Here is a 19,434-nt window from a genome sequence, read left to right on the forward strand (position 1 = left end):
CTCAGCCTCCCAGCAGGGCGGTGACGAGTTCGGCGACGGCGACGCCCGAGCCGAGGGCGCCCACCCACTCGCCCGCCGATGCGAGCGAGGTGCGCAGCCGCTCCAGCCGGGGCCGGCCGGCTTCGCCGGCGGCGGTGATCTCCTCCTCGGCTGCGACGAGTTCGGCGTCGAGGACTTCCGTGTCGGGGGTGGCGACGAACCGAGCCAGGTCCGCCCGGAGGGCCCGGACGGCCGCCAGCAGTTCGCGCTGGACGGCGTCGGACTCGCCGTGGCTGACGTTGGTGGTGGTCGCGGTGGAGTGCGCGCCGAAGGTCAGCGCGCTGTTCGCCACCGAGCCGATGCGTACGGTCGCGCCCTCGCCGCCGCCCGTGCCCGGCTGGTCGGCCGTCGGGTCGCCCGGTGTCGGAAGGCCGTCAGTCCCTGTCATGGTCTGCCACCAGTTCCCTGCCCTTGCCCTGGGTCTTGCTCACGTTGGTCACCGTCGCGGTGCTCTGGTCGCCGAAGCCGAAGGCGCTGTGACTCGCGGAGTCGATGTAGACCCCGCCGCTGACGTGCACGATCTTCTGCTCGAACTCCTCGGTCTGCCAGCCGGCTTCCCGCAGCGCCTGGGAGACACCGTCGGTGATCCGGTCCTGGATGCTCTTCAGGTACCGGGAGACGTCCATCTCCTGGAAGAGGGACGCCTTCTCCCCTTGGAGGGGCGAGCCGTCGTTCTTGGAGCCGCGCTCCCGCACCGACAGGACGGGCCCCTCGGGCAGGCCGTCTCCGTGTCCGCCCATGGCCTGCTCCCACAGTCCGAGCCAGGAGCTGTAGAGGGTGAAGACGGCCGTGCCGACCGATGCGGGGGTGTTGGTGACGGCCCAGGCGAGCTTTCCCGCGGTGCTGCTGTACGCGTAGCGGTGCGCGTCGCGCTCCGCCTCCCGGAACCCCTCCTTGACCGGGGCCAGTACGTGCGGGGCGACCTCCAGCATCAGGATCCCGCCCTGGGTGTGAACCCGGACGAAGACGGTGACGACGACGTCCTCCTCCCAGCCGCCGACCCGCACCCGCAGGAAGTGCCGGCGCGCCTCGCCGCCCTCCTCGACGGCGTCCGCCAGGTGCTCCGCCGCCAGTTCGTCCTCGTACGGTGCGCCGTCGCGGTCGGGGATGCCGTCGGCGGGCAGGAAGACGCACTCGTCGATGCGGAGTTCCCGGAGCCGGTCGCGAACCGTTTCGGCGGTCTCCGCCGAGCCGGGGGCCGGTGTCCGCAGGGCCTCGACGAGCGGTCGGATGCGCTCCAACACGGCCTGGTTGTTCAGCGGCACGGGCTCGGCGTCGGCGCGGGGCCGCAGCTCGACCGCGAGGCTCCACGCCTTGAAGGCGGTGCCGGCGCCGCGGAAGGGGTTGGCCGAGTGGTACATCGTCAACGGCGAGTGCTGTTCCCTGCGGATTTCGGCCATGATCCGTTGGCCGCGCAGGCTGGCGGCGGCTTCCGCGGGGTCACCTGCGACGTCGGGGAAGCGCACGGCGGAGAGCGGGCCCGTGATCACCCGGGCGCTCTGGGCCCGTCGCAGCCCCACCAGGAAGATGATCAGTGCGTAGAGGAAGACGGCCAGCAGTGCGGGGGCCGGGTCCTCGAAGCCGTTGAATCCGTCGAAGCCGTTGAAGTGCCCGACGGGGTTGAACTCGTCGGCCATGTCACCGCCGTCGAAGGGCCAGATGCCGTCGGTGACGTCGACGGAGTCGGACGACGGTTTGGCGTCCGGAATGGCCACCTCGTCCAGGGGGGTGCCCTTGGTCTTGGGCGGGTCGATGAAGAGCCCGGTGACCCCGCCGACCACCAGCTTCGCCGACATCAGGGCCAGCATCAACCGGGCGTACCAGCGGGCCAGCAGGACGACGCCGCGGGTCAGCGGGCGCGGACCGGCGGCGGACGCGTTGAACCTGCCGACCAGCGCCAGCACGAGGCTGGGCAGCAACAGCAGGAAGAAGTAGCCGTCGGAGAGCGGCACCGCGATCACCCACAGCGCCAGGATCCCCAGCGCCCAGGCCAGTTCGGTGCGCCGGGCCAGCAGGGCGTGGGCGAGGACGCGCGCCGCGTCGTAGCCGAAGGAGGGCGCGGTGAACCGTTCCTGGTGGACGTACAACTCGTCGATGACCTGGGCGCGATAGCGCGGATCGGCGTGCGCTCCGACGCACAGCAGGCGGCATGCGTCGCTCGTGGCCGGCTCCGCGGGGCGGCCCGACCCTCCTCGGTCGGGCTCGGCGCCCGCCTGGCCCGGTACCGCGATCCCCGTCACAGGCCCTCCGTTCATGAGGTCGAGCCCAGGAGCGTAGGCGATGCGAGAGGGCTTTCGGACGGCTTTCGCCGGACTCGGCCGGAAGACGTCGCCGGCTGCGGACGGAGGGCGGCCACCCGGAGCAATCGGGTGCCTGCCGGGGAACTCGCCGGTGCCCTTCGGGGCAAGTCGTGACGGCCCGTAGGGGCACGGGCCGCCACTTTCGGGGGCCGCTCCGACACGGGCGGCCCCTCGTCAGCGACCGGTCAGGACGCCTCGGTGTGCTCGTGGCGGCCGAGCCGGTCGTGGCGCGCGCCCCGCAACAGCGAGGTGTCGCTGGCCAGTCGGACGCCGTCGGCGCGGCGGTACCGGTCGGAGGACTCCGACCAGTCGAGGTTGCCGCGCATCCACGCCTCCATGCCGTCGGCGTACGACTCGACTGCCTCGCGCTCCGCGGTGGTCAGCCCGAACCACTGGTACGACAGGGTGCGCAACTCCTCGCGGGCCCGCCAGAACTCCTCGATCCACCGCCCGACGCGGCCGTACACCTCGTCGATGGCGTCCTGGAGTCCGCAGTCGTGCTCGCGGGCGAGGACGAGGACGCCGTTCGTCGTCTCGCCGGCGACGAGTTCCTTGCGCAGCGACACGATGTCGTTGACCCACACGACGACGTCCGACGCGCGGTTGAACATCGTCTGGAACTGGTCCGTCTCGTGGAGCAGCGGGGGGATCTCGCTGTCGGACGCCACTTCCAGCAGGTCGAGCGAGGGGGTGATGCCCCCGGAGGCGCGGCGCAGTTGGGTGTAGCCGAGCAGTCGGGGGGTGTGGCGGTGCCTGCGGTTGAGCGACTCGTACTTGAACGCGGCGAGGAAGTGCGTCATGTGCAGGGTGAAGCGCATCCGCCAAGCGGCGCTCCGGGCCAGCGCGAGTTCCCGCCAGACCCGGGAGAGCACGGTGTCGAGACGGCTGGCCTGGCTGGGACGCACGGTGGCGTCGGGGGTCAGCAGTCGCAACATCCGGAACGCGGACGAGTCGTAGTCGAGGAAACCTTCCGGCTGGCGGTCGTAGCAGTCGTCGATGACGAACGCCCAGGTGAACCAGCCGGCGATGGCCTCGGCCCGGTGGAAGCCCATCGCGGGGTAGGAGCGCGCGATGAGTTCACCGAGGTGGCTGCGGGCCAATCGGTCCCGGGCCGCCGCGCTGTCGAGGAGGTCGTAGTCGTCGGCCCAGCGCAGGACCGCGTCCTCCAGGTGGTCGACCCACGGCGAGGTGCGCGGTTCGAGGTCCAGCAGGGGGTGGCCGGGGCTCGGCCAGAGGTCGAGTGACGCTCCGTTGGTGCCGCCTTGCGGGGCGAGCGGCCCGGTCACGCCCGGGGCTCTGTCGTCATGGGCAGCGGACCGGCGGTCAGTTCGGCCTTGGCCACCGGACGCAACCGGTGGCCGGGTACCGGTCGCAACCGCCAGGCGGAGAGGATGGAGGCGAGGGCGATGGTGCTCTCGTGGTTGGCCAGCACGTCGCCGAGGCACTTGCGGGAACCGCCGCCGAAGGTGATCGTGGCGTTCCGCGGCAGCTTCGCCGCGTTCTCGGGCAGCCAGCGGTCGGGGTCGAAGCGGTCGGCGTCGGCGAAGACGTCCGGGTCGCGGTGGAGCGCGTAGGGGCTGAACATGATGCTGGCGCCGGCCGGCACCGGGTGTCCGGCGAGGGTGGTGTCAACGGCGGCGCGCCGAGTGATGAACCAGACGGGCGGGTACATCCGCAGGGTTTCGGCGACGACGCGCTGGGTGTAGGGCAGCCCGGGCAGGTCGTCGTAGCGCGCGGGGCGTCCGCCGAGGACCCGGTCGACCTCGCCGAGGAGTTCCCGCTCCACCTCGGGGTGCTGGCCGATGAGGTGGAAGGCCCAGGTGAGCCCGGACGCCGGGGTCTCCACGCCGGCCGCGAGCACGGTCATCAGCTCGTCGTGGATCTCGGTGTCGGTCATGCCGAGGCCGGTGTGCTCGTCGCGGGCGGCGAGCAGCACGGTGAGGATGTCGTCGCGGTCCGCGGTGTCCCTGCGGTAGGCGTCGACCATGGTGGCGATGACCGCGTCCAGCCGCTCCATCGCCCGGGTGAACCGCCGGTTGGCGGGGGTCGGCAGGGCGTGCAGCAGCGGGAAGGGGATCACCATCCGGCGGTACACGCCCTTCCACACCACGGGGAAGGAGCGCTGGACCTCCGCGACGGCGTCGCTGGCGATGCCGGAGGAGAACATCAGTTGGGCGGTGACGCGGGTGGTGAGTCGGCTCATCTCGGTGCCGACGTCTACGACCCGGCCGGGGCGCCAGGCGTCGGTGAGGGCGGCGACCTCGTCGTGCATCACGCTGGCGTAGCGCACGAGTCGGTCCCGCTGGAAGGCGGGTTGGATGAAGCGCCGCTGTCGCTTGTGGGCCGCGGAGCCGCAGGTCCCGACGCCGTCGCCGAGCAGCAGCTTCATCGTGTCGATGAACTCGCCGCCCTTGTCGAACGTCCGCGGGTTGTGCAGCACTTCCTGCACGACGTCGTGGGTGCAGGCGAAGTACGCCGTGGTGGCGCCGACCCTGACCTTGACGAGGTCCCCCTCGTGGCGGAGGCTCGGCAGGTAGTCGAGGGGGTCGCGGAAGAGCTGGAGGGCGTTGCCCAACAGCGGGATTCGGCCCGGTGCCTGCCCCAGCCGGTACGCACGGTGGCTGCTGGCGCCGCGGCAGTCGCGGGTGATGGTTGTGGTGCTCACGTGAAGAACCCTTACTGCGGAGACGACAGGACACACCTGTCGCCTGAACGTCATCAATGCCGGATTCGTCGTGCGTGCGTGCGCCCTCGCACCGGAACGGGTTCTCCGTTCACTGGCCCGCTGTTGATTCGGACACCGTCGTCCGGACCGCGATCAACCTGACGCAGTGACGGCAGGGACGAGCGGGCGTACGGGCGAGGTGTGCACAGTACGCACACGGATTGAAACACCACGTCGCCCCCGTGTGCCATGTGCCACTCCGGCCCGCCGGGGTGATGCCCGAACTCACCCGAAGGTGTGGCCCGGTGTGCCGGGACCGCCTCAGCTCAGCGGTAGGGACGGGCAGTTGCGCCGGGTGGCGGCGTCCCCGCGCGGTCCGTCGGACCCGCGCTCGGCACGGTGGCGGTCACGGTCAGTCCGCCGCCCGGGCGCGGCTCGGCGGTGACGTCGCCCTGGTGGGTGCGGGCCACGGCGCGCACGATCGACAGGCCGAGTCCGCTGCCGCGGGCGGAGCCGACGCGGTCGGTGAGGCGTCGGAAGGGCTCGAACAGCACCGGGATCTCGTGGGCTCCGACGACGGCGCCGGTGTTGCCCACCGTGAGGAAGGAGCCGGCCCGACCCGTTCCGGTCCGCACGCTCAGCACTCCGCCGGGGACGTTGTACTTGACCGCGTTGTCGACCAGGTTGCGCACCAACTGCTCGACCAGCACGGGATCGCCCACGGCGGGCGCCGGCTGGAGTTCGCACTCGACGGTGACGCCCTGGGCCTCGGCGCCGGCGGCCGTGTGGGTGAGCACGGTGGCGGTGATCGCCGCGAGGTCCAGGGGCAGTCGCTCGTAGGCGGTGGACTCGGCGCGGGCCAGGGTGAGCAGGGAGTCGATCAGCCGCTCGTGGCGCTCGTTGACCGCGAGCAGGTTCTCGCCGAGCTGCTTCACCTCCGGCGGTGCGGCGCGGCGGGCGACGGCGACCTCCACCAGGGTGCGGCCCACCGCGAGCGGGGTCTTCAGCTCGTGCGCGGCGTTGGCGATGAACCGGTCCTGCCCGGCGAACGCCTGGTCGAGGCGGTCCAGCATGCTGTCGAAGGAGTCCGCGAGCCGTTTGACCTCGCCCGGGGGTTCGTCGAGGTCGATGCGCTGGTGCAGGGTGCGGCCGGCGATCCGCTCGGCGGTGGAGGTGATGCGGTTGAGCGGGCGCAGGAGTCGGCCGGCGACCAGCCAGCCCGTGGTGGTGGCGACCACTCCCACGCCGAGCACGGTGAGTCCGCCCTTGGCCATGAGGTTGGTCTGCATGGAGTCGAGGACGGTGTCGCGGGACGCCGGGTCGATCTCGATGCGGGGCTGGGGCTGCTCGGACGGCGGCGGCGGCGCGTCGGCCAAGGAGGGCGGCCAGCCGGTGGGCTCCGGCGCGGCGGAGGCGTCCCCGGGGGACGGCGGGCTCGGCTCCGGGCCCGCGGGCCGGTACGGCGGCTGCGCCGACGGCACCCCGGTCGGCACGGCCTGCTGCACGGTGGGAAACGGCAGGCTCAAGGTGTACGCCATGCTGTTGCCGACCAGGATCAGCGCACCGCCGAAGATCGCCGCGCCGGCGACGAAGAACATCAGGCCGAAGACGACCGTGAGGCGGACCCGCAGGCTGCCGCCGAGTGCGCGCAGGATCATCGGATCCGGTACCCGACGCCGGTCAGGGTCTCGATGACGGGTCCGTCGCCGAGCTTGCGGCGCAGGGAGCGCATGGTGACCCTGACGACCGTGGTGAAGGGGTCGACGTTCTCGTCCCAGGCCCGCTCCAGCAGCGCCTCGGCGGACACCGGCGCGCCGTCGGCCCGCAGCAGTTCCTCCAGTACGGCGAACTCCTTGCGCGACAGGGGTATGTACCTTCCGTCGCGGGTGATCTGCCGCAGGTGCGGGTCCAGTCGGATGCCGGCGCGCTCCAGCACGGGTGGGACGGCGGGCCGGGAGCGGCGGCCGAGCGCCCGGATGCGGGCGACGAGTTCGGCGAAGGCGAACGGTTTCGTCAGGTAGTCGTCGGCGCCGAGGCCGAGGCCCGCGACGCGTTCGGCGACGGTGGTGGAGACGGTGACCATGAGGACCCGTACGTCCGCGCCGGAGGCGACCGTGCGCCGGCACACCTCGTCGCCGTGGACCAGGGGCAGGTCCCGGTCGAGGACCATCACGTCGTACGCGTGCACGGCGAGGTTCTCCAGGGCGGCCTCGCCGTCGTGGACCACGTCCACCGCGAGCCCCTCGTCGCGCAGCCCCTCGGCCATCGCCGCGGCCAGCATCTCCTCGTCCTCGACCACCAACACCCTCATGCGTCCCACCCGCTCCTCACCGCGTTGATCTGCACCAAGTATCCGTGTCCGATGTGAAAGCAGTGTGAGCAGCTTCGCTCACCAAGATCGCACACGCCTTCGCGTGCACTGGGTCCGCACCGCACCCTCCCCACGAAGGCTGGACGTCCCATGTCTGACCGTCGGCTCTCGACCGGCTCCCCCCGCCGAAGCCGCCGTGCCCGCCGTGCCCGCCGCGCCCCCGGCCCGCCGGGTCGCCGCACGCGCCGTGCCCGCCGCTCCGGGCCCCCGGCCTCCTTGAAGGTCCTGCTCCTGTTGGTGTGCGTGGGGGCGGTGGGTTGGGGCGGTCTCACCGTGTTGTCGGACGGGTCGGACTCCCGCGGCGCCGCCTCGTCCGGGCCGAACCGGCCGGACCCCGACGCCGGTGCCGCCCCCGAGGCGACCTCCTCCGCAGAGGCGAAGCCGAAGCCGTCGCCGGAGGCCGAACGGCCGGTCGACTCCGGCGACGAGCGCTCGGAGCGCTCCTCCTACCGGGAGCGCGGCCCGGGCACGTACACCTGGGCGCGCGGCACCGGCGCCCGGGCCGGGCACTCCGGTCGGCTGGTGCGGTACGGGGTGAAGTTGGAGGACGGCACCGGTCTCGACGTCGACGACGTCGCAGCGGAGATCGACGGCATCCTGCGGCACGAGCGCGGCTGGACCCGCAAGGGCGTCGCGTCCTTCCAGCGGGTCGGCTCTCCCCCGTACGACATGCTCGTCCACATCGTGTCGCCGGCGACCACGGACGCCCTGTGCGGCGCCTGGGGGTTGGACACGGGCGGGCAGGTGAACTGTGCGAACGCGCCCGATCTGATAGTGAACGTGCGCCGCTGGATCGAGCTCAGCGAGCAGTACCGCGGGCGTCCGCACGACTACCACGCACTGATCATCAACCACGAGGCGGGACACGTCCTCGGCTACGGGCACCGCACCTGCGCGGGGCCGGGGAAGCCGGCGCCGGCGATGATGCAGCAGATCAAGGGGTTGCGCGGGTGCACCGCCAACCCGTGGGTGTACGACGCGGACGGCGCACTCATCGACGGCCCCAAGGCCCCCTGAGCGCACCCGACGCCTCCTCGCGAAGCCGACGGCAGCCGCCACCGAACCCCCGGGTGGCGGCTGTCGTCATCCCCGCCGCCGTGCCGGGACCGGAGGTCAGCCGGTCGCGTGGACCACGTCCGCCCAAGCGCGCGCGGCCCTCGACCAAGTGGCGCGCAGTTCCGGCTCCGCGGCGCGCACGGACGCCACGGCCGCGTCCGGGTCGCCGCCGGCCCGGGCCACGGCCGGCCCGTCGGACGTCGACCACCCGGCGACGTCGTCGCCGAGCACTTCGGGGTGGAACTGGACGCCCCAGGCGCGGGAGCCGAAGCGGAACGCCTGGTGGGGGCAGTCGTCGCCGCCGAGCAGCGGGACCGCGCCGGGCGGCAGGTCGCCGATCTCGTCCCAGTGCCACTGGGCGGCGGGGGCACCGTCCGGTACCGCGCGGAAGACCGGGTCGTCCTCGACGGCGGGCAGCCGGCGCAGCGGCACGGTGCCCACCTCGGGCCCCCGGTCCCGGCGCACCACGCGGCCCCCCAGGGCGTGGGCCACGATCTGCCCGCCCAGGCATATGCCGAGCAGCGGGACTTCCCCGTCGACGGCCCGGTGCACCAGGGCGCGCACGGCGGGCAGCCAGGGCGCGGCCGACTCGTCCTCGCAGTTGGCCGCGCCGCCGAGGACGAGCAGTCCGGCGTGGCCCGCCAGCGTGGTCGGGACGGACTCGCCGGCCCAGGGGTGGACGGTGTGCAGTGCGAGGCCCGACTCCTTGAACGCCTCGCCGACGAGTCCGGGGCCCGTGCCGTCCTCGTGTTGGATCGTCAGTATCCGGGGGGTGGCCTGTCGCTCCGTCACGGTCGTCCCGCCTCCCAAGCGTCGTAAAGGAGCCGCCCGGATCAAGCCAAAGCCCGGACGCGACGGGAACCAAAAGCCTTTGGGCGGCAAGGATGGCCGATATGCTCAACCAAAAGGTTTTGGCAGTCAAGAGATCGTTGAAGATTGATCCTCGTACGGGGTCACCGGGCGACTGCTGGAGCCGCCCGGGTGCGGGCGGCGGCCACGAACCGCACACGCGCCGACCCCGCGGCCACCCGCCGCGGGCACGCACACCCACCGGCACCGACGCCCGGCACGGGCGACCACCACGAGGAGGAGGGACGCGATGGTCCTACCGACCGGTACGCACCACGGTCCGCAGACCGCGCGATCCGTCGGCATCAAGGACGTCGCTCGGGCCGCGGGGCTCTCCATCACCACCGTCTCGCACGCCCTGAACGACAAGGGCAAGGTGAGCGCCCGCACCCGGGAGCGGGTGCGGCACATCGCGGACGAGTTGGGCTACCGCCCCAACCCCGCGGCACAGGTGCTGCTCACCGGCCGCACCGGGGTCGTCGGCCTGGCCGCCGGGCACCAGAGCGCCGAGGCGTGGGAGCGCACCTACCGCCCGTACTACGCATCGCTCACCGCGGGCGCGATGGTCGCGGCCGTCGACCGGGACTACGCGCTGGTCGTCGTCCCGGCCCGGCCGGGCACGGACCTGTGGACCCGGATCCCGATGGACGGCCTGATCGTCGTGGACCCCGTGGCCGGGGACCCCGTCATCAACGAGGCGCTGCGGCGCGGGCTCGCGGTGGTCACCGACGGCCGCCCGATCGACCCGGACCACGCCCACCTCCCGTACGTGCACAGCGACATGGACTCCGGCGTGCCGTTGGCGCTGGAGCACCTGCGGGCCGGCGGGGCGCGCCGGACGGGGCTGCTCACCGGGCCGGAGCTCGACTCGTACACCCTCGACAGCGAGCGGGCGTACGCGTGTTGGTGCGCCGACCGCGGGCTGCCGGCCGTGGTCGAGCGGGTCCGGAACGGGGAGCCCGCGCGGGACGCGGCGCGCCGCATGCTGCTGGCCGACGACCGGCCGGACGCGGTGCACGCGCTGAACGAGACGTACGGGGACGCACTGCGCGGCGCCGCCGAGGACCTGGGGTTGAGCATCCCGGGGGACCTCCAGATCACCGCGATGGGCGAGAGCGGCCCGGGCGCCCGACCCGCGCTGACGCTGCTGACGCTGGCGCCGCGGCGGACGGGCGCGCTGTGCGCGGGCATGCTGATCGACGCGCTCGCCGGGCGGAGCCCACAGCCGCTCTCGGTGCCGTGCGCGCTGGTGCCGGGCGACTCGACGCGCGGGTGACCGCGGTGCGGTAGCCGACGGCGTACGACAGCGGGCGCATCCCTTCGGCCTTCCACCGAAGGGACGCGCCCTGTTTCTCTCTGTGCGACTCCCCCTGCACGGCCGTGACCGCGCCACGGGCACCCCGGCACTCAGGCCCGGCCCAGGAAGTCGTACCCCGCTTCCTCGATCGCCTCCGAGACGACCGCGTCGTCCGGCTCCGCCGCGGTGTCGAGCGTCAGCAGGCCCGTGGAGATCTCCACCTGGACCGTGTTGACCGTGTCCAGTTCGCGCAGGGCCTTGCTGACGATCGCCTTGCAGTGGCCGCTGTTGACTCCGCCGACGCGGTAGGTGGTCTGGTAAGACGCCATGGCTCCATCCCCTTCTTCGTACCCCTGGGGGGTATCTCGCTGAGATCATTTATACCCCCAGGGGGTATGCAGTGCAAGGGGTGCGAGGAGCTTTCGGAGCGGGCGCCGTCAAGGAGGCGTCAGAGCGGCGGCAAGAGCGTGTCAGCAAGCGCGCGCCGCTCTTGTCCGCCCGCGGTGGCGCGGCTTCGATGTGGTGCGTGAACAGCGCGTGGCCCCACCTCGACCGACCGCCCCATACGGCGGCCGGCCGCGTGCCCCGCTGCCAGGGGTCGCCCTCCTCCCCGCCTCCGCGCGGCTGACCGCGCCGGGCGCGGGCGACCGCGCAGGGCCCCAGGGGCGCCGTGACCCGACCTCCGGCGCCCCTGGAACCACCCGTTCACCCTTCCTCTCACCGTTCGAGCCGTGCCGGCCCGGACTTCGCACTCTCCTTTGGATGGACCATGTCTGTCGTCGACCTGTCGTCCCGCACCGTCCTGATCACCGGGGCGACCTCCGGCATCGGCTACGAAACCGCCCGTCAACTCGTGGCGCGCGGTGCGACGGTGCTGCTGCACGGCCGCACCGCCGAGGAGAGCCGGGCGGCGGCCGACCGGCTGATCGCCACCACCGGCGCCGACGGCGCACAACTATGCGCCTACGCGGCCGACTTCAGCCGGCTGGAGGAGGTGGCGGCGCTGGCGGCCCGCGTGAGCGCGGCCCATCCGCGGCTGGACGTCCTGGTCAACAACGCCGGCATCGCCGCGCCCGAGCGCCACACCGTCACCGAGGACGGCAACGAGGTCGCGTTCCAGGTGAACTTCCTGGCCCACTACCTGCTCACCGACCTGCTGGAGCCGGCGCTCAGCAGGAGCGCGGCACAGGGCCGCGGCAGCCGGGTCGTCAACGTGTCGTCCTCACTGCACCGCACGGCGTCGATCCAGTGGAACGACCCCCAGCGCACCCGCCGTTACTCGCGGCTGGCCGCGTACGCCCAGTCACAGCTGGCGCTCACCGTCTTCGCCGCCGACCCGCGCGTGACGGCGGTGTCGGTCCACCCCGGCGTCTGCGAAACGGACCTGCTGCCGCTGTACGCGCACCAGGGGGCGTCGCCGAGCGCGGGCGCCGCGCACGTCGTCCGGCTGTGCGACCCGGAGACCGAGATCGTGAACGGCGCGTACTACGAACTGGACCGGCGGGTGTCCCCGGCGCCGGGCGCGACGGAGGAGCGCACCGTCAAGCGGCTGACCAAACTGGCCGACCGGCTCGTCCGAACGGGCTGACCGCCGGGGCTCACCTGATGTGCGAGGGAGTGCGGCGGTCCGCGACGCCCAACCGGGCCGCCCACTCCAGGGCGTTGGGCACCCGCGCCTCCCTCGGCAGCGGGCCCGGCTCGGACGCGGAGTCCATCAACTCCTCCAACGCCTCCGCGTCCACCGTGCCGTCCGCGACCCGCCGTACGAAGCGTTCCGCGGCCGCCCGGTCCCGGTAGCCGGCGTCGGCGAAGCTGTCCGCCAGCGACTTGTCGTCGAAGATGCCGGCGTATCCGTCACAGGAGGCGGCCAGGCCGTCGTCGGCCACGTAGTCGGGATAGGGCGCCCTCGCCCAGGCGCCCTCTTCCCACCAGTAGAGATAGCCCAGTTCATAACCCTCGTTCAGTTCCCGGAGCCGACCCTGCGGCAACCAGTCCGGGGCGTTCGCGAGCAGGTCCACCGGCTTGTCGCCCTGATAGGTGGTGTCGCTGCAGTCGACGTCCTGACCGAAGAAGATCGCCTTTCCGTCGGAGTGGAGGGAGAGCGTCCAACCGCCGTTGGAATGCGAACAGGACAGTTCCCGGTCGCCCAGGCGGAATACCGGCCTCGTGGTTCTCGTGACAGCGATCAGTACCAGCACGACGGCGCGTTGCCACATGCGTTCGGGCCTTCCCAGCTGCGCGGGAACAAGAGGCTCGTTGGTCATCTGCGTCCCTGCTGTCGACCATGTGTAGTGCCGACCGAACATTCGGCGTTACCGAACCATACGGCCGGACGGAGCGGCGGCGCCAACGGCCCGCACGGCACCGACGGCGGCGCGGCCCGGGCCGCCGGGGGCACCCGAAACTGCGGGGCGAACGACGGCAACGGCGCCGCGTCCTTGTCGAATTGCGCCGCCCGGCACGCATTCGCGCAACGGGTCGGGGACCTGGCCAAGGTGGTGGATCAACATGTGGCGCACCAATGGATATTGCTCGTCGGAGTTTCGCTGGACAAAGGCCGGAATTGTTCGCCGAAACGGCCGGGGCTCAGTCGGCCGTGAGCGGCTGGCGACCCGATCGCACCGCCCGTACGAGGAGCGGCGCAACCGGACCAAAGGCCGGTGGAGAACCCGGGACCAGGCCCGGGAGCAGAACAGGAAGGGTCCGGGCCGGGTGGCCTGCGCTGAGGTGGGGCACTTCAGTCGGACTCATGGGGGTGAACGTATCCCCCGCGTACGACCCGATGTTCGCATTTGCTCATCGTTTACTTATCATCGCCCCTCCAACTGGCTCGAATGCACGGGGCAAGGGAAACAAGGGGCCCACGGGGCACGGGGGCGGGGCGTCGTAGGGTGAGGACGATGTTCACCTCATCCGGACCCACGCTCCGCGAACTGACCGTGCAGGCGCTCTCCTCGGTCGAGCACGGCTACGACCTGCTGGCCCCCAAGTTCGACGCGACGCCCTTCCGCACGCCGGACCGGCTGCTCGACCCCTTCGTGCGGGCCGTGCACCCGTTGGGGCCCTTCCGGTCGGGCCTCGACGTGTGCACCGGCACCGGTGCGGGCGTCGGCGTGCTGCGGCAGCTCTGCGAAGAGCGGGTCACCGGCGTCGACTTCAGCGCGGGCATGCTCGCCCGGGCCAGGGCGGAAACGGATGCGGAGTACGGGGCCGCGGAGGCGGACGCGGAGCCCGGGGCGCCGGCCGTCGACTGGGTGCGGGCCGACGCCCGCGCCCTGCCCTTCACCGCCTCGTACGACCTGGCGGTCAGCTTCGGGGCCTTCGGGCACTTCCTGCCGGCGGAGTGGCCCGCGCTGTTCTCCGGCGTGCACCGCTCGCTGCGCCCCGGGGGCGTCTTCGCCTTTCCGCAGCCCGCCCCGCCGAGGGTCGGTTCCCGGCCGTACTGGGCACTGCTCGGTTTCGACGCGGCGATGCGCGTACGCAACGCGGTGTGGAAGCCGCCGTTCGTCATGTACTACCGGACGTTCGCGCTCGCACCGGTGTGCCGGGCCCTGGAAGACGCCGGGTTCGCGGTGGAGTTGCGGGCGATGGAGGAGTTGGGGCGGCGCGCCGACGGCAGCCCGCGGTGCCGGCTGGTGGTGGCGCGCCGCACCGGCTGACCCGCACTCAGCGCAGCGCCGCCGTGCGCCCGTCGTGGTGGATGGGCGTGTGGGTGCCGGTCAGCGGCGCGCCGCTGCCGCCGCGGCGCCGTGCGACGATCTCCGCCGCGATCGACACTGCGGTCTCCTCCGGCGTCCGCGCGCCGATGTCGAGACCGATGGGGCTGTGCAGCCGGGCCAGTTCGCCGTCGGTGAGCCCGGCCGAGCGCAACCGGCGCTCGCGGTCCTCGTGGGTGCGGCGCGAGCCCATCGCCCCGACGTACGCGACGGGCAGCCGCAGCGCCAGCGCCAGCAGCGGCACGTCGAACTTGGCGTCGTGGGTCAGCACGCACAGCACGGTCCGCGCGTCGACCTCGGTGCGGGCGAGGTAGCGGTGCGGCCAGTCGACGACGACCTCGTCCGCGTCGGGGAAGCGGGCCCGGGTCGCGAAGACCGGCCGCGCGTCGCACACCGTGACGCGGTGTCCGAGGAACCTGCCCACCCGCCCCAGGGCGGCGGCGAAGTCGACCGCGCCGAAGACGATCAGCCGCGGCGGCGAGGTGCGCACCTCGACGAGCAGGGTGAGCGGTGCGCCGCACCGGCCGCCGTCCGCGCCGACGACGACCGCGTCCGTACGGCCCGCGTCCAACAGCGCGCCGGCTTCCGCCGCGGCGGTGGCGTCCAACTCCGGTCGGCCCCCGAGCGTGCCCTCGCGGCGGCGGTCGGGGTGGACGAGCAGTGCGCGGCCGAGGAGTTCGGCCGGTCCGTCGACGACCCGGGCGAGCGCGAAGGTCGTTCCTGCGGCGGCCAGGGCGAGGGCGTGCGCCGCGGTGTCGTCCGGCTCGACCCGCGCCACCAGGACCTCCAGCTCGCCGCCGCAGGTCAGGCCGACGGCGAAGGCGTCCTCGTCGGCGTAGCCGAAGGTTTCGCGCACGGGCCGGCCGTCGCGCAGCACCTGACGGCACAGTTCGTACACGGCGCCCTCGACGCAGCCGCCGGAGATCGAGCCGATCGCGGTGCCGTCGTGGTCCACGGCGAGCGCGGCGCCCGGCCCCCGGGGTGCACTGCCGCGCACGGACACGACGGTGGCCACGGCGAACGCCCGGCCCCGCCGTGCCCATCGGTGCAGTTCGTCGGTGAGGTCCAACACCGCGGCCTCCTCTCCCTCGTCGCCGGTCGCCGTGGTCGCGGTCGGCTCACGAGGTGCCGGTGAGGTGCTCCGGGCGGACCGGAACGCGGTTGAGTTCGAGGCCGGTGGCGGCGCGGATCGCGGCCAGCACCGCAGGGGTGGCGGAGAGCGTGGGCGCCTCCCCCACGCCGCGCAGCCCGTACGGCGCGTGGGCGTCGGCGAGTTCGAGGACGTCGACGGGGATGGCCGGGGTGTCGAGGACGGTGGGGATCAGGTAGTCCGTGAAGGAGGGGTTGCGCACCCGCGCGGTGACCGGGTCGACCAGGATCTCCTCCATCACCGCGATCCCGAGGCCCTGGGTGGTGCCGCCCTGGATCTGGCCGAGCACGGACAGCGGGTTGAGCGCCTTGCCGACGTCCTGGGCGCACGCCAACTCGACGACCTTCACCAGCCCCAGTTCCGTGTCGACCTCGACGACGGCCCGGTGCGCGGCGAACGAGTACTGGACGTGCCCGTCGCCCTGGCCCGTCGTGCGGTCGAAGGGCTGGGTGGGGCGGTGGCGCCACTCGGTGACGACCTCGACGGCCTCGTCCCCCAGGACGTCGACCAGGTCCGCCAGTGCCTCGCCGCCGTCGGTGACCACCTTGCCGCCTTCGAGGCGGAGCTCGGCGGTCGCCCAAGCGGGGTGGTACGGGCCGAACTTGGCCCGTCCGAGGTCGAAGACCCGCGCCCGGACGGCCTCGCAGGCGTGCTTCACCGCGCCGCCGGTGACGTACGTCTGACGGGACGCGGAAGTCGACCCGGCGGAGCCGACCTGGGTGTCCGCGGGCCGGATGGTGACCTGGGCGACGCCGAGTTCGGTGCGGGCGATCTGGGCGTGCACGGTGACGCCGCCCTGGCCGACCTCGGCCATCGCCGTGTGCACGGTGGCGACGGCCGCCCCGCCGACGACCTCCATCCGCACGCGCGCGGTCGAGTAGTCGTCGAAGCCCTCGGAGAATCCGACGTTCTTGATGCCGACGGCGTAGCCGACGCCGCGCACGACGCCCTCGCCGTGGGTGGTGTTGGACAGCCCGCCGGGCAGGGCGCGCACGTCCACGCCGCCGCCGGCGACCTCCCACTGGCGCTCCGGCGGCAGCGGCCTGGCCTTGACCCGACGCAGCAGTTCGGCGACCGGCGCCGGGGAGTCGACGCGCTGGCCGGTGGGCATGGTCGAGCCCTGCTCCATGGCGTTGCGCCGGCGCAGTTCGACGGGGTCGAGGTCGAGGGCGGCGGCGAGCTTGTCCATCTGGGCCTCGTAGGCGAAGCACGCCTGGACGGCGCCGAAGCCCCGCATCGCGCCGCACGGCGGGTTGTTGGTGTAGAGGGCGAGCGCTTCCACGTCCACGTCGTCGACGACGTACGGGCCGACGCCGAGGGAGGCCGCGTTGCCGACGACGGCCGGGGAGGAGGAGGCGTACGCGCCGCCGTCGAGGACGATGCGGCACCGGACGTGGGTCAGCTTGCCGTCGCGGGTGGCGCCGTGTTCGTACCGGAGCTTGGCGGGGTGGCGGTGGACGTGGCCGAAGAAGGACTCGAAGCGGTTGTAGACCATCTTCACCGGGCGGCCGGTGCGCAGCGCCAGCAGACAGGCGTGGATCTGCATGGACAGGTCCTCGCGCCCGCCGAACGCGCCGCCGACGCCGGCGAGCGTCATCCGCACCTTCTCCGGCGGCAGGCCGAGCACGGGGGCGATCTGGGCGAGGTCGGAGTGCAGCCACTGGGTCGCCACGTACAACTCGACCCCGCCGTCCTCGCAGGGCACGGCGAGCCCGGACTCCGGCCCGAGGAACGCCTGGTCCTGCATGCCGAAGACGTACTCGCCGGTGACGACGACGTCCGCGCGGCGGGCCGCTGCGGCGGCGTCGCCGCGCACGACGGGCTGGCGGTGGACGACGTTCGGGTGCGGGACGTGGGCGGCGTGGTGGTCGGTGCGGTGCTCGTGGACGAGGACGGCGTCGGGGGCGGTCGCGGACGCCTCGTCGGTGACCACGGGCAGTTCGACGTAGTCGACGACGATCTTCGCGGCGGCGCGGCGGGCGGTCTCGGGGTGGTCAGCGGCGACGAGGGCGACGGGCTCGCCGTGGTGGCGGACCTTGCCGTGGGCGAGGGCGGGGGTGTCCTGGAACTCCAGTCCGTAGTGCGTCACGTCGGCCGGCAGGTCGTCGTGGGTGAGAACGGCGTGGACGCCCGGGGTGGCCAGGGCCGCGGTGACGTCGACGGCGCGGATCTCGGCATGGGCGAGGGGGGCGCGCAGGGTGTGGCCCCAGAGCATGTGCTCGTGCCACATGTCGGAGGAGTACGCGAACTCGCCGGTGACCTTGAGCGTGCCGTCGGGGCGGAGGGTGGACTCGCCGATGCCGCCGCGGGTGGGCGAGCCCTGGGTGAGGCCGGTGGGGGTGCCGGCGGGCGTCGTGGGGGTGCGCGGGGTATGCCGTGTCGGCCGTGTCGTCATCGGACGCCGCCTTGTTGGCGGACGGCGGCCAGCCGGACCGCGTCGAGGATCTTCTCGTAGCCGGTGCAGCGGCAGAGGTTGCCGGAGAGGGCCTCGCGGATGTCGGCGTCGGAGGGGTCGGCGCTGCGCTCCAGCAGTTCGTCGGCGGCGACGAGGAGGCCGGGGGTGCAGAAGCCGCACTGGACGGCGCCGGCGTCGATGAAGGCTTGCTGGATCGGGGCGAGTTCGGGGCCTGCGCCGTCGTGGGCGGACTCGGCGCGGGGGACGGCTTCCTGGGCGGGGTGGCCGTGGGCGGTCCAGCGGCGGGCCTCGTCGAGCGGGGTCCCGGGGCCTTCGACGCCGGCGGTGCGCTGGCGGGCGTGGTCCGCGAGCCCTTCGACCGTCACCACGTCGCGGCCCTCCGCCTGCCCCGCGGCGACCAGGCAGGCACAGACGGGCACCCCGTCGAGCCGTACCGTGCAGGAGCCGCACTCGCCCTGCTCGCAGGCGTTCTTGGAGCCCGGCAGGCCCATCCGCTCGCGCAGCACGTACAGCAGGCTCTCGCCCTCCCAGACGTCGTCGGCCTGCTGCCGACGGCCGTTGACGGTGAAACTGACGCGCATCAGGCTGCTCCCTCGGTGGTGTTCCGGCCCGGGCCGCGGTACGCCTGCCAGGCCCAGGTCAGGGTGCGGCGGGCCAGGACGCCGACGGCGTGGCTGCGGTAGGCGGCGGTGCCGCGCACGTCGTCGATCGGCTGACAGGCGCCGGCGGCCAGTCGGGCGAACTCCCGGGCCACCGACGGCGGTACGCTCCTACGGCTCTCCCAGCAGCCGGCCTCCTCCAACGCGGCGGCGAGGAACTCCTCGGCGACGCGGGCGCGGACGGGGGTGGGCGCGGCCGAGCCGATGCCGGTGCGCACGCTGCGGGTGCGCGGGTGCAGTGCGATGCCGAAGGCGCAGACCGCGATGACCATGGCGTTGCGCGTACCGACCTTGCTGAACTGCTGCGGGCCGTCGGCCCTGGCGATGTGGACGGCCCGGATCAGCTCGTCGGGGGCGAGGGCGTTGCGTTTGACCCCGGTGTAGAAGTCGTCGACGGGGATGCGGCGGGTGCCGCGCACGGACGCGACCTCGACCTCCGCGCCGGCGGCGAGCAGCGCGGGGTGGGCGTCGCCGGCGGGGGACGCGGTGCCGAGGTTGCCGCCGACGGTGCCGCGGTTGCGGATCTGCGGGGAGGCGACGGTGTGCGCGGCGAGCGCGAGGCCGGGCAGCTCGGCCCGCAGTCGCTCGACGATCCGGGTGTACGGGACGCCGGCGCCCAGCCGGACGGTGTCCGCGCCGACCTCCCACTCGCGCAGCTCGTCGATGCGGCCGAGGTCCATGAGGCGGTCGGGGCGGCGGTGATCGAAGTTGATCTCCACCATGACGTCGGTGCCGCCCGCGATGGGCACGGCGGTGGGGTGCTCGGCCTTGGCGGCGAGGGCTTCGTCCCAGCTCGCGGGCCGGAGGAACTCCATGCGCGGCTCTCTTCTGTCGCTGGCCCGTTGATGCGGTACGGGCTCAGTACACAAGCGGCGCGGCGCCCGGTGCAGTCACCGAAGACATGAAGGAGTTGGCT

The 19,434-nt window shown here is 73.1% G+C and carries 17 protein-coding genes; 4 read left to right on the top strand and 13 right to left on the bottom strand.

Going from position 1 to position 19,434, the window contains the following annotated elements; translation table 11 throughout:
• Position 1 precedes the first annotated feature (1 nt).
• The 6 genes from ACH4E8_RS30100 to ACH4E8_RS30125 all read right to left on the bottom strand — a co-directional run bounded on the left by ACH4E8_RS30100 (position 2) and on the right by ACH4E8_RS30125 (position 7,315).
• Positions 2-427 (bottom strand): hypothetical protein, encoded by a 426-nt coding sequence (locus ACH4E8_RS30100; protein WP_398454171.1) that lies wholly within the window; start codon positions 425-427, stop codon positions 2-4.
• Positions 414-2,279, bottom strand: coding sequence for a hypothetical protein (locus ACH4E8_RS30105; protein WP_398454173.1), 1,866 nt, complete (start codon positions 2,277-2,279; stop codon positions 414-416). Before ACH4E8_RS30105 ends, ACH4E8_RS30100 begins: the two co-directional genes overlap by 14 nt.
• 245 nt (positions 2,280-2,524) lie before the next feature.
• The gene (locus tag ACH4E8_RS30110; RefSeq protein WP_398454176.1) at positions 2,525-3,625 is read right to left on the bottom strand and encodes a hypothetical protein; all 1,101 of its coding nucleotides are present in this window, start codon (positions 3,623-3,625) and stop codon (positions 2,525-2,527) included.
• Positions 3,622-5,004, bottom strand: coding sequence for a cytochrome P450 (locus tag ACH4E8_RS30115; protein WP_398454179.1), 1,383 nt, complete (start codon positions 5,002-5,004; stop codon positions 3,622-3,624). The genes ACH4E8_RS30110 and ACH4E8_RS30115 overlap by 4 nt, the downstream gene beginning before the upstream one ends.
• A gap of 326 nt (positions 5,005-5,330) precedes the next feature.
• A complete protein-coding gene (locus ACH4E8_RS30120) occupies positions 5,331-6,662 on the bottom strand; it encodes a sensor histidine kinase (RefSeq protein ID WP_398454181.1) in 1,332 nt (443 codons plus the stop codon).
• Entirely contained in the window at positions 6,659-7,315 is a 657-nt protein-coding gene (locus ACH4E8_RS30125) for a response regulator transcription factor (protein ID WP_398454184.1), read from the bottom strand. Before ACH4E8_RS30125 ends, ACH4E8_RS30120 begins: the two co-directional genes overlap by 4 nt.
• Before the next feature lie 276 nt (positions 7,316-7,591).
• On the opposite strand from ACH4E8_RS30125, the gene ACH4E8_RS30130 reads away from it, so the two are divergent.
• Positions 7,592-8,392, top strand: a complete 801-nt coding sequence (locus ACH4E8_RS30130) for a DUF3152 domain-containing protein (RefSeq protein WP_398454186.1) — start codon at positions 7,592-7,594, stop codon at positions 8,390-8,392.
• 96 nt (positions 8,393-8,488) lie between these two features.
• Here the strand turns inward: ACH4E8_RS30130 and ACH4E8_RS30135 are convergent, their stop codons facing one another.
• Positions 8,489-9,223 (bottom strand): type 1 glutamine amidotransferase, encoded by a 735-nt coding sequence (locus tag ACH4E8_RS30135; protein WP_398454188.1) that lies wholly within the window; start codon positions 9,221-9,223, stop codon positions 8,489-8,491.
• Between the two features lie 307 nt (positions 9,224-9,530).
• Between ACH4E8_RS30135 and ACH4E8_RS30140 the strand changes: the two genes are divergently transcribed.
• Complete coding sequence (locus ACH4E8_RS30140; RefSeq protein WP_398454190.1) at positions 9,531-10,556, top strand: LacI family DNA-binding transcriptional regulator; 1,026 nt, start codon at positions 9,531-9,533, stop codon at positions 10,554-10,556.
• A 131-nt stretch (positions 10,557-10,687) separates the two neighbouring features.
• Here ACH4E8_RS30140 and ACH4E8_RS30145 read toward each other — a convergent pair whose 3' ends face one another.
• The gene (locus ACH4E8_RS30145; RefSeq protein WP_398454193.1) at positions 10,688-10,906 is read right to left on the bottom strand and encodes a heavy-metal-associated domain-containing protein; all 219 of its coding nucleotides are present in this window, start codon (positions 10,904-10,906) and stop codon (positions 10,688-10,690) included.
• A 440-nt stretch (positions 10,907-11,346) separates the two neighbouring features.
• On the opposite strand from ACH4E8_RS30145, the gene ACH4E8_RS30150 reads away from it, so the two are divergent.
• Positions 11,347-12,165, top strand: a complete 819-nt coding sequence (locus ACH4E8_RS30150) for an SDR family NAD(P)-dependent oxidoreductase (protein WP_398454196.1) — start codon at positions 11,347-11,349, stop codon at positions 12,163-12,165.
• A 10-nt stretch (positions 12,166-12,175) separates the two neighbouring features.
• Here ACH4E8_RS30150 and ACH4E8_RS30155 read toward each other — a convergent pair whose 3' ends face one another.
• Positions 12,176-12,793, bottom strand: coding sequence for a hypothetical protein (locus ACH4E8_RS30155; protein ID WP_398454199.1), 618 nt, complete (start codon positions 12,791-12,793; stop codon positions 12,176-12,178).
• 684 nt (positions 12,794-13,477) lie between these two features.
• Between ACH4E8_RS30155 and ACH4E8_RS30160 the strand changes: the two genes are divergently transcribed.
• The gene (locus ACH4E8_RS30160; RefSeq protein ID WP_398454201.1) at positions 13,478-14,236 is read left to right on the top strand and encodes a methyltransferase domain-containing protein; all 759 of its coding nucleotides are present in this window, start codon (positions 13,478-13,480) and stop codon (positions 14,234-14,236) included.
• A 7-nt stretch (positions 14,237-14,243) separates the two neighbouring features.
• On the opposite strand, the gene ACH4E8_RS30165 is transcribed toward ACH4E8_RS30160, so the two are convergent.
• Genes ACH4E8_RS30165 through ACH4E8_RS30180 form a run of 4 tightly spaced genes read right to left on the bottom strand, consistent with a single transcriptional unit; the run spans position 14,244 to position 19,333 of the window.
• Positions 14,244-15,365, bottom strand: a complete 1,122-nt coding sequence (locus ACH4E8_RS30165; protein ID WP_398454204.1) for an XdhC family protein — start codon at positions 15,363-15,365, stop codon at positions 14,244-14,246.
• 46 nt (positions 15,366-15,411) lie between these two features.
• The gene (locus ACH4E8_RS30170) at positions 15,412-17,838 is read right to left on the bottom strand and encodes a xanthine dehydrogenase family protein molybdopterin-binding subunit (RefSeq protein WP_398454207.1); all 2,427 of its coding nucleotides are present in this window, start codon (positions 17,836-17,838) and stop codon (positions 15,412-15,414) included.
• Complete coding sequence (locus tag ACH4E8_RS30175; RefSeq protein WP_398454210.1) at positions 17,835-18,440, bottom strand: (2Fe-2S)-binding protein; 606 nt, start codon at positions 18,438-18,440, stop codon at positions 17,835-17,837. The genes ACH4E8_RS30170 and ACH4E8_RS30175 overlap by 4 nt, the downstream gene beginning before the upstream one ends.
• Entirely contained in the window at positions 18,440-19,333 is an 894-nt protein-coding gene (locus ACH4E8_RS30180) for an FAD binding domain-containing protein (protein ID WP_398454212.1), read from the bottom strand. Before ACH4E8_RS30180 ends, ACH4E8_RS30175 begins: the two co-directional genes overlap by 1 nt.
• Positions 19,334-19,434 lie beyond the last annotated feature (101 nt).

The sequence above is a fragment of the Streptomyces sp. NPDC017979 genome (assembly GCF_044328175.1).
Taxonomy (GTDB): Bacteria; Actinomycetota; Actinomycetes; order Streptomycetales; family Streptomycetaceae; genus Streptomyces.

Bases quoted from the DNA above. Each gene is read 5' to 3' on its own strand.
- ACH4E8_RS30100 (WP_398454171.1), bottom strand. From the start codon at position 427: ATGACAGGGACTGACGGCCTTCCGACACCGGGCGACCCGACGGCCGAC.
- ACH4E8_RS30120 (WP_398454181.1), bottom strand. From the start codon at position 6,662: ATGATCCTGCGCGCACTCGGCGGCAGCCTGCGGGTCCGCCTCACGGTC.
- ACH4E8_RS30125 (WP_398454184.1), bottom strand. From the start codon at position 7,315: ATGAGGGTGTTGGTGGTCGAGGACGAGGAGATGCTGGCCGCGGCGATG.
- ACH4E8_RS30140 (WP_398454190.1), top strand. From the start codon at position 9,531: ATGGTCCTACCGACCGGTACGCACCACGGTCCGCAGACCGCGCGATCC.
- ACH4E8_RS30145 (WP_398454193.1), bottom strand. From the start codon at position 10,906: ATGGCGTCTTACCAGACCACCTACCGCGTCGGCGGAGTCAACAGCGGC.
- ACH4E8_RS30150 (WP_398454196.1), top strand. From the start codon at position 11,347: ATGTCTGTCGTCGACCTGTCGTCCCGCACCGTCCTGATCACCGGGGCG.
- ACH4E8_RS30155 (WP_398454199.1), bottom strand. From the start codon at position 12,793: ATGTGGCAACGCGCCGTCGTGCTGGTACTGATCGCTGTCACGAGAACC.
- ACH4E8_RS30160 (WP_398454201.1), top strand. From the start codon at position 13,478: ATGTTCACCTCATCCGGACCCACGCTCCGCGAACTGACCGTGCAGGCG.
- ACH4E8_RS30170 (WP_398454207.1), bottom strand. From the start codon at position 17,838: ATGACGACACGGCCGACACGGCATACCCCGCGCACCCCCACGACGCCC.
- ACH4E8_RS30175 (WP_398454210.1), bottom strand. From the start codon at position 18,440: ATGCGCGTCAGTTTCACCGTCAACGGCCGTCGGCAGCAGGCCGACGAC.
- ACH4E8_RS30180 (WP_398454212.1), bottom strand. From the start codon at position 19,333: ATGGAGTTCCTCCGGCCCGCGAGCTGGGACGAAGCCCTCGCCGCCAAG.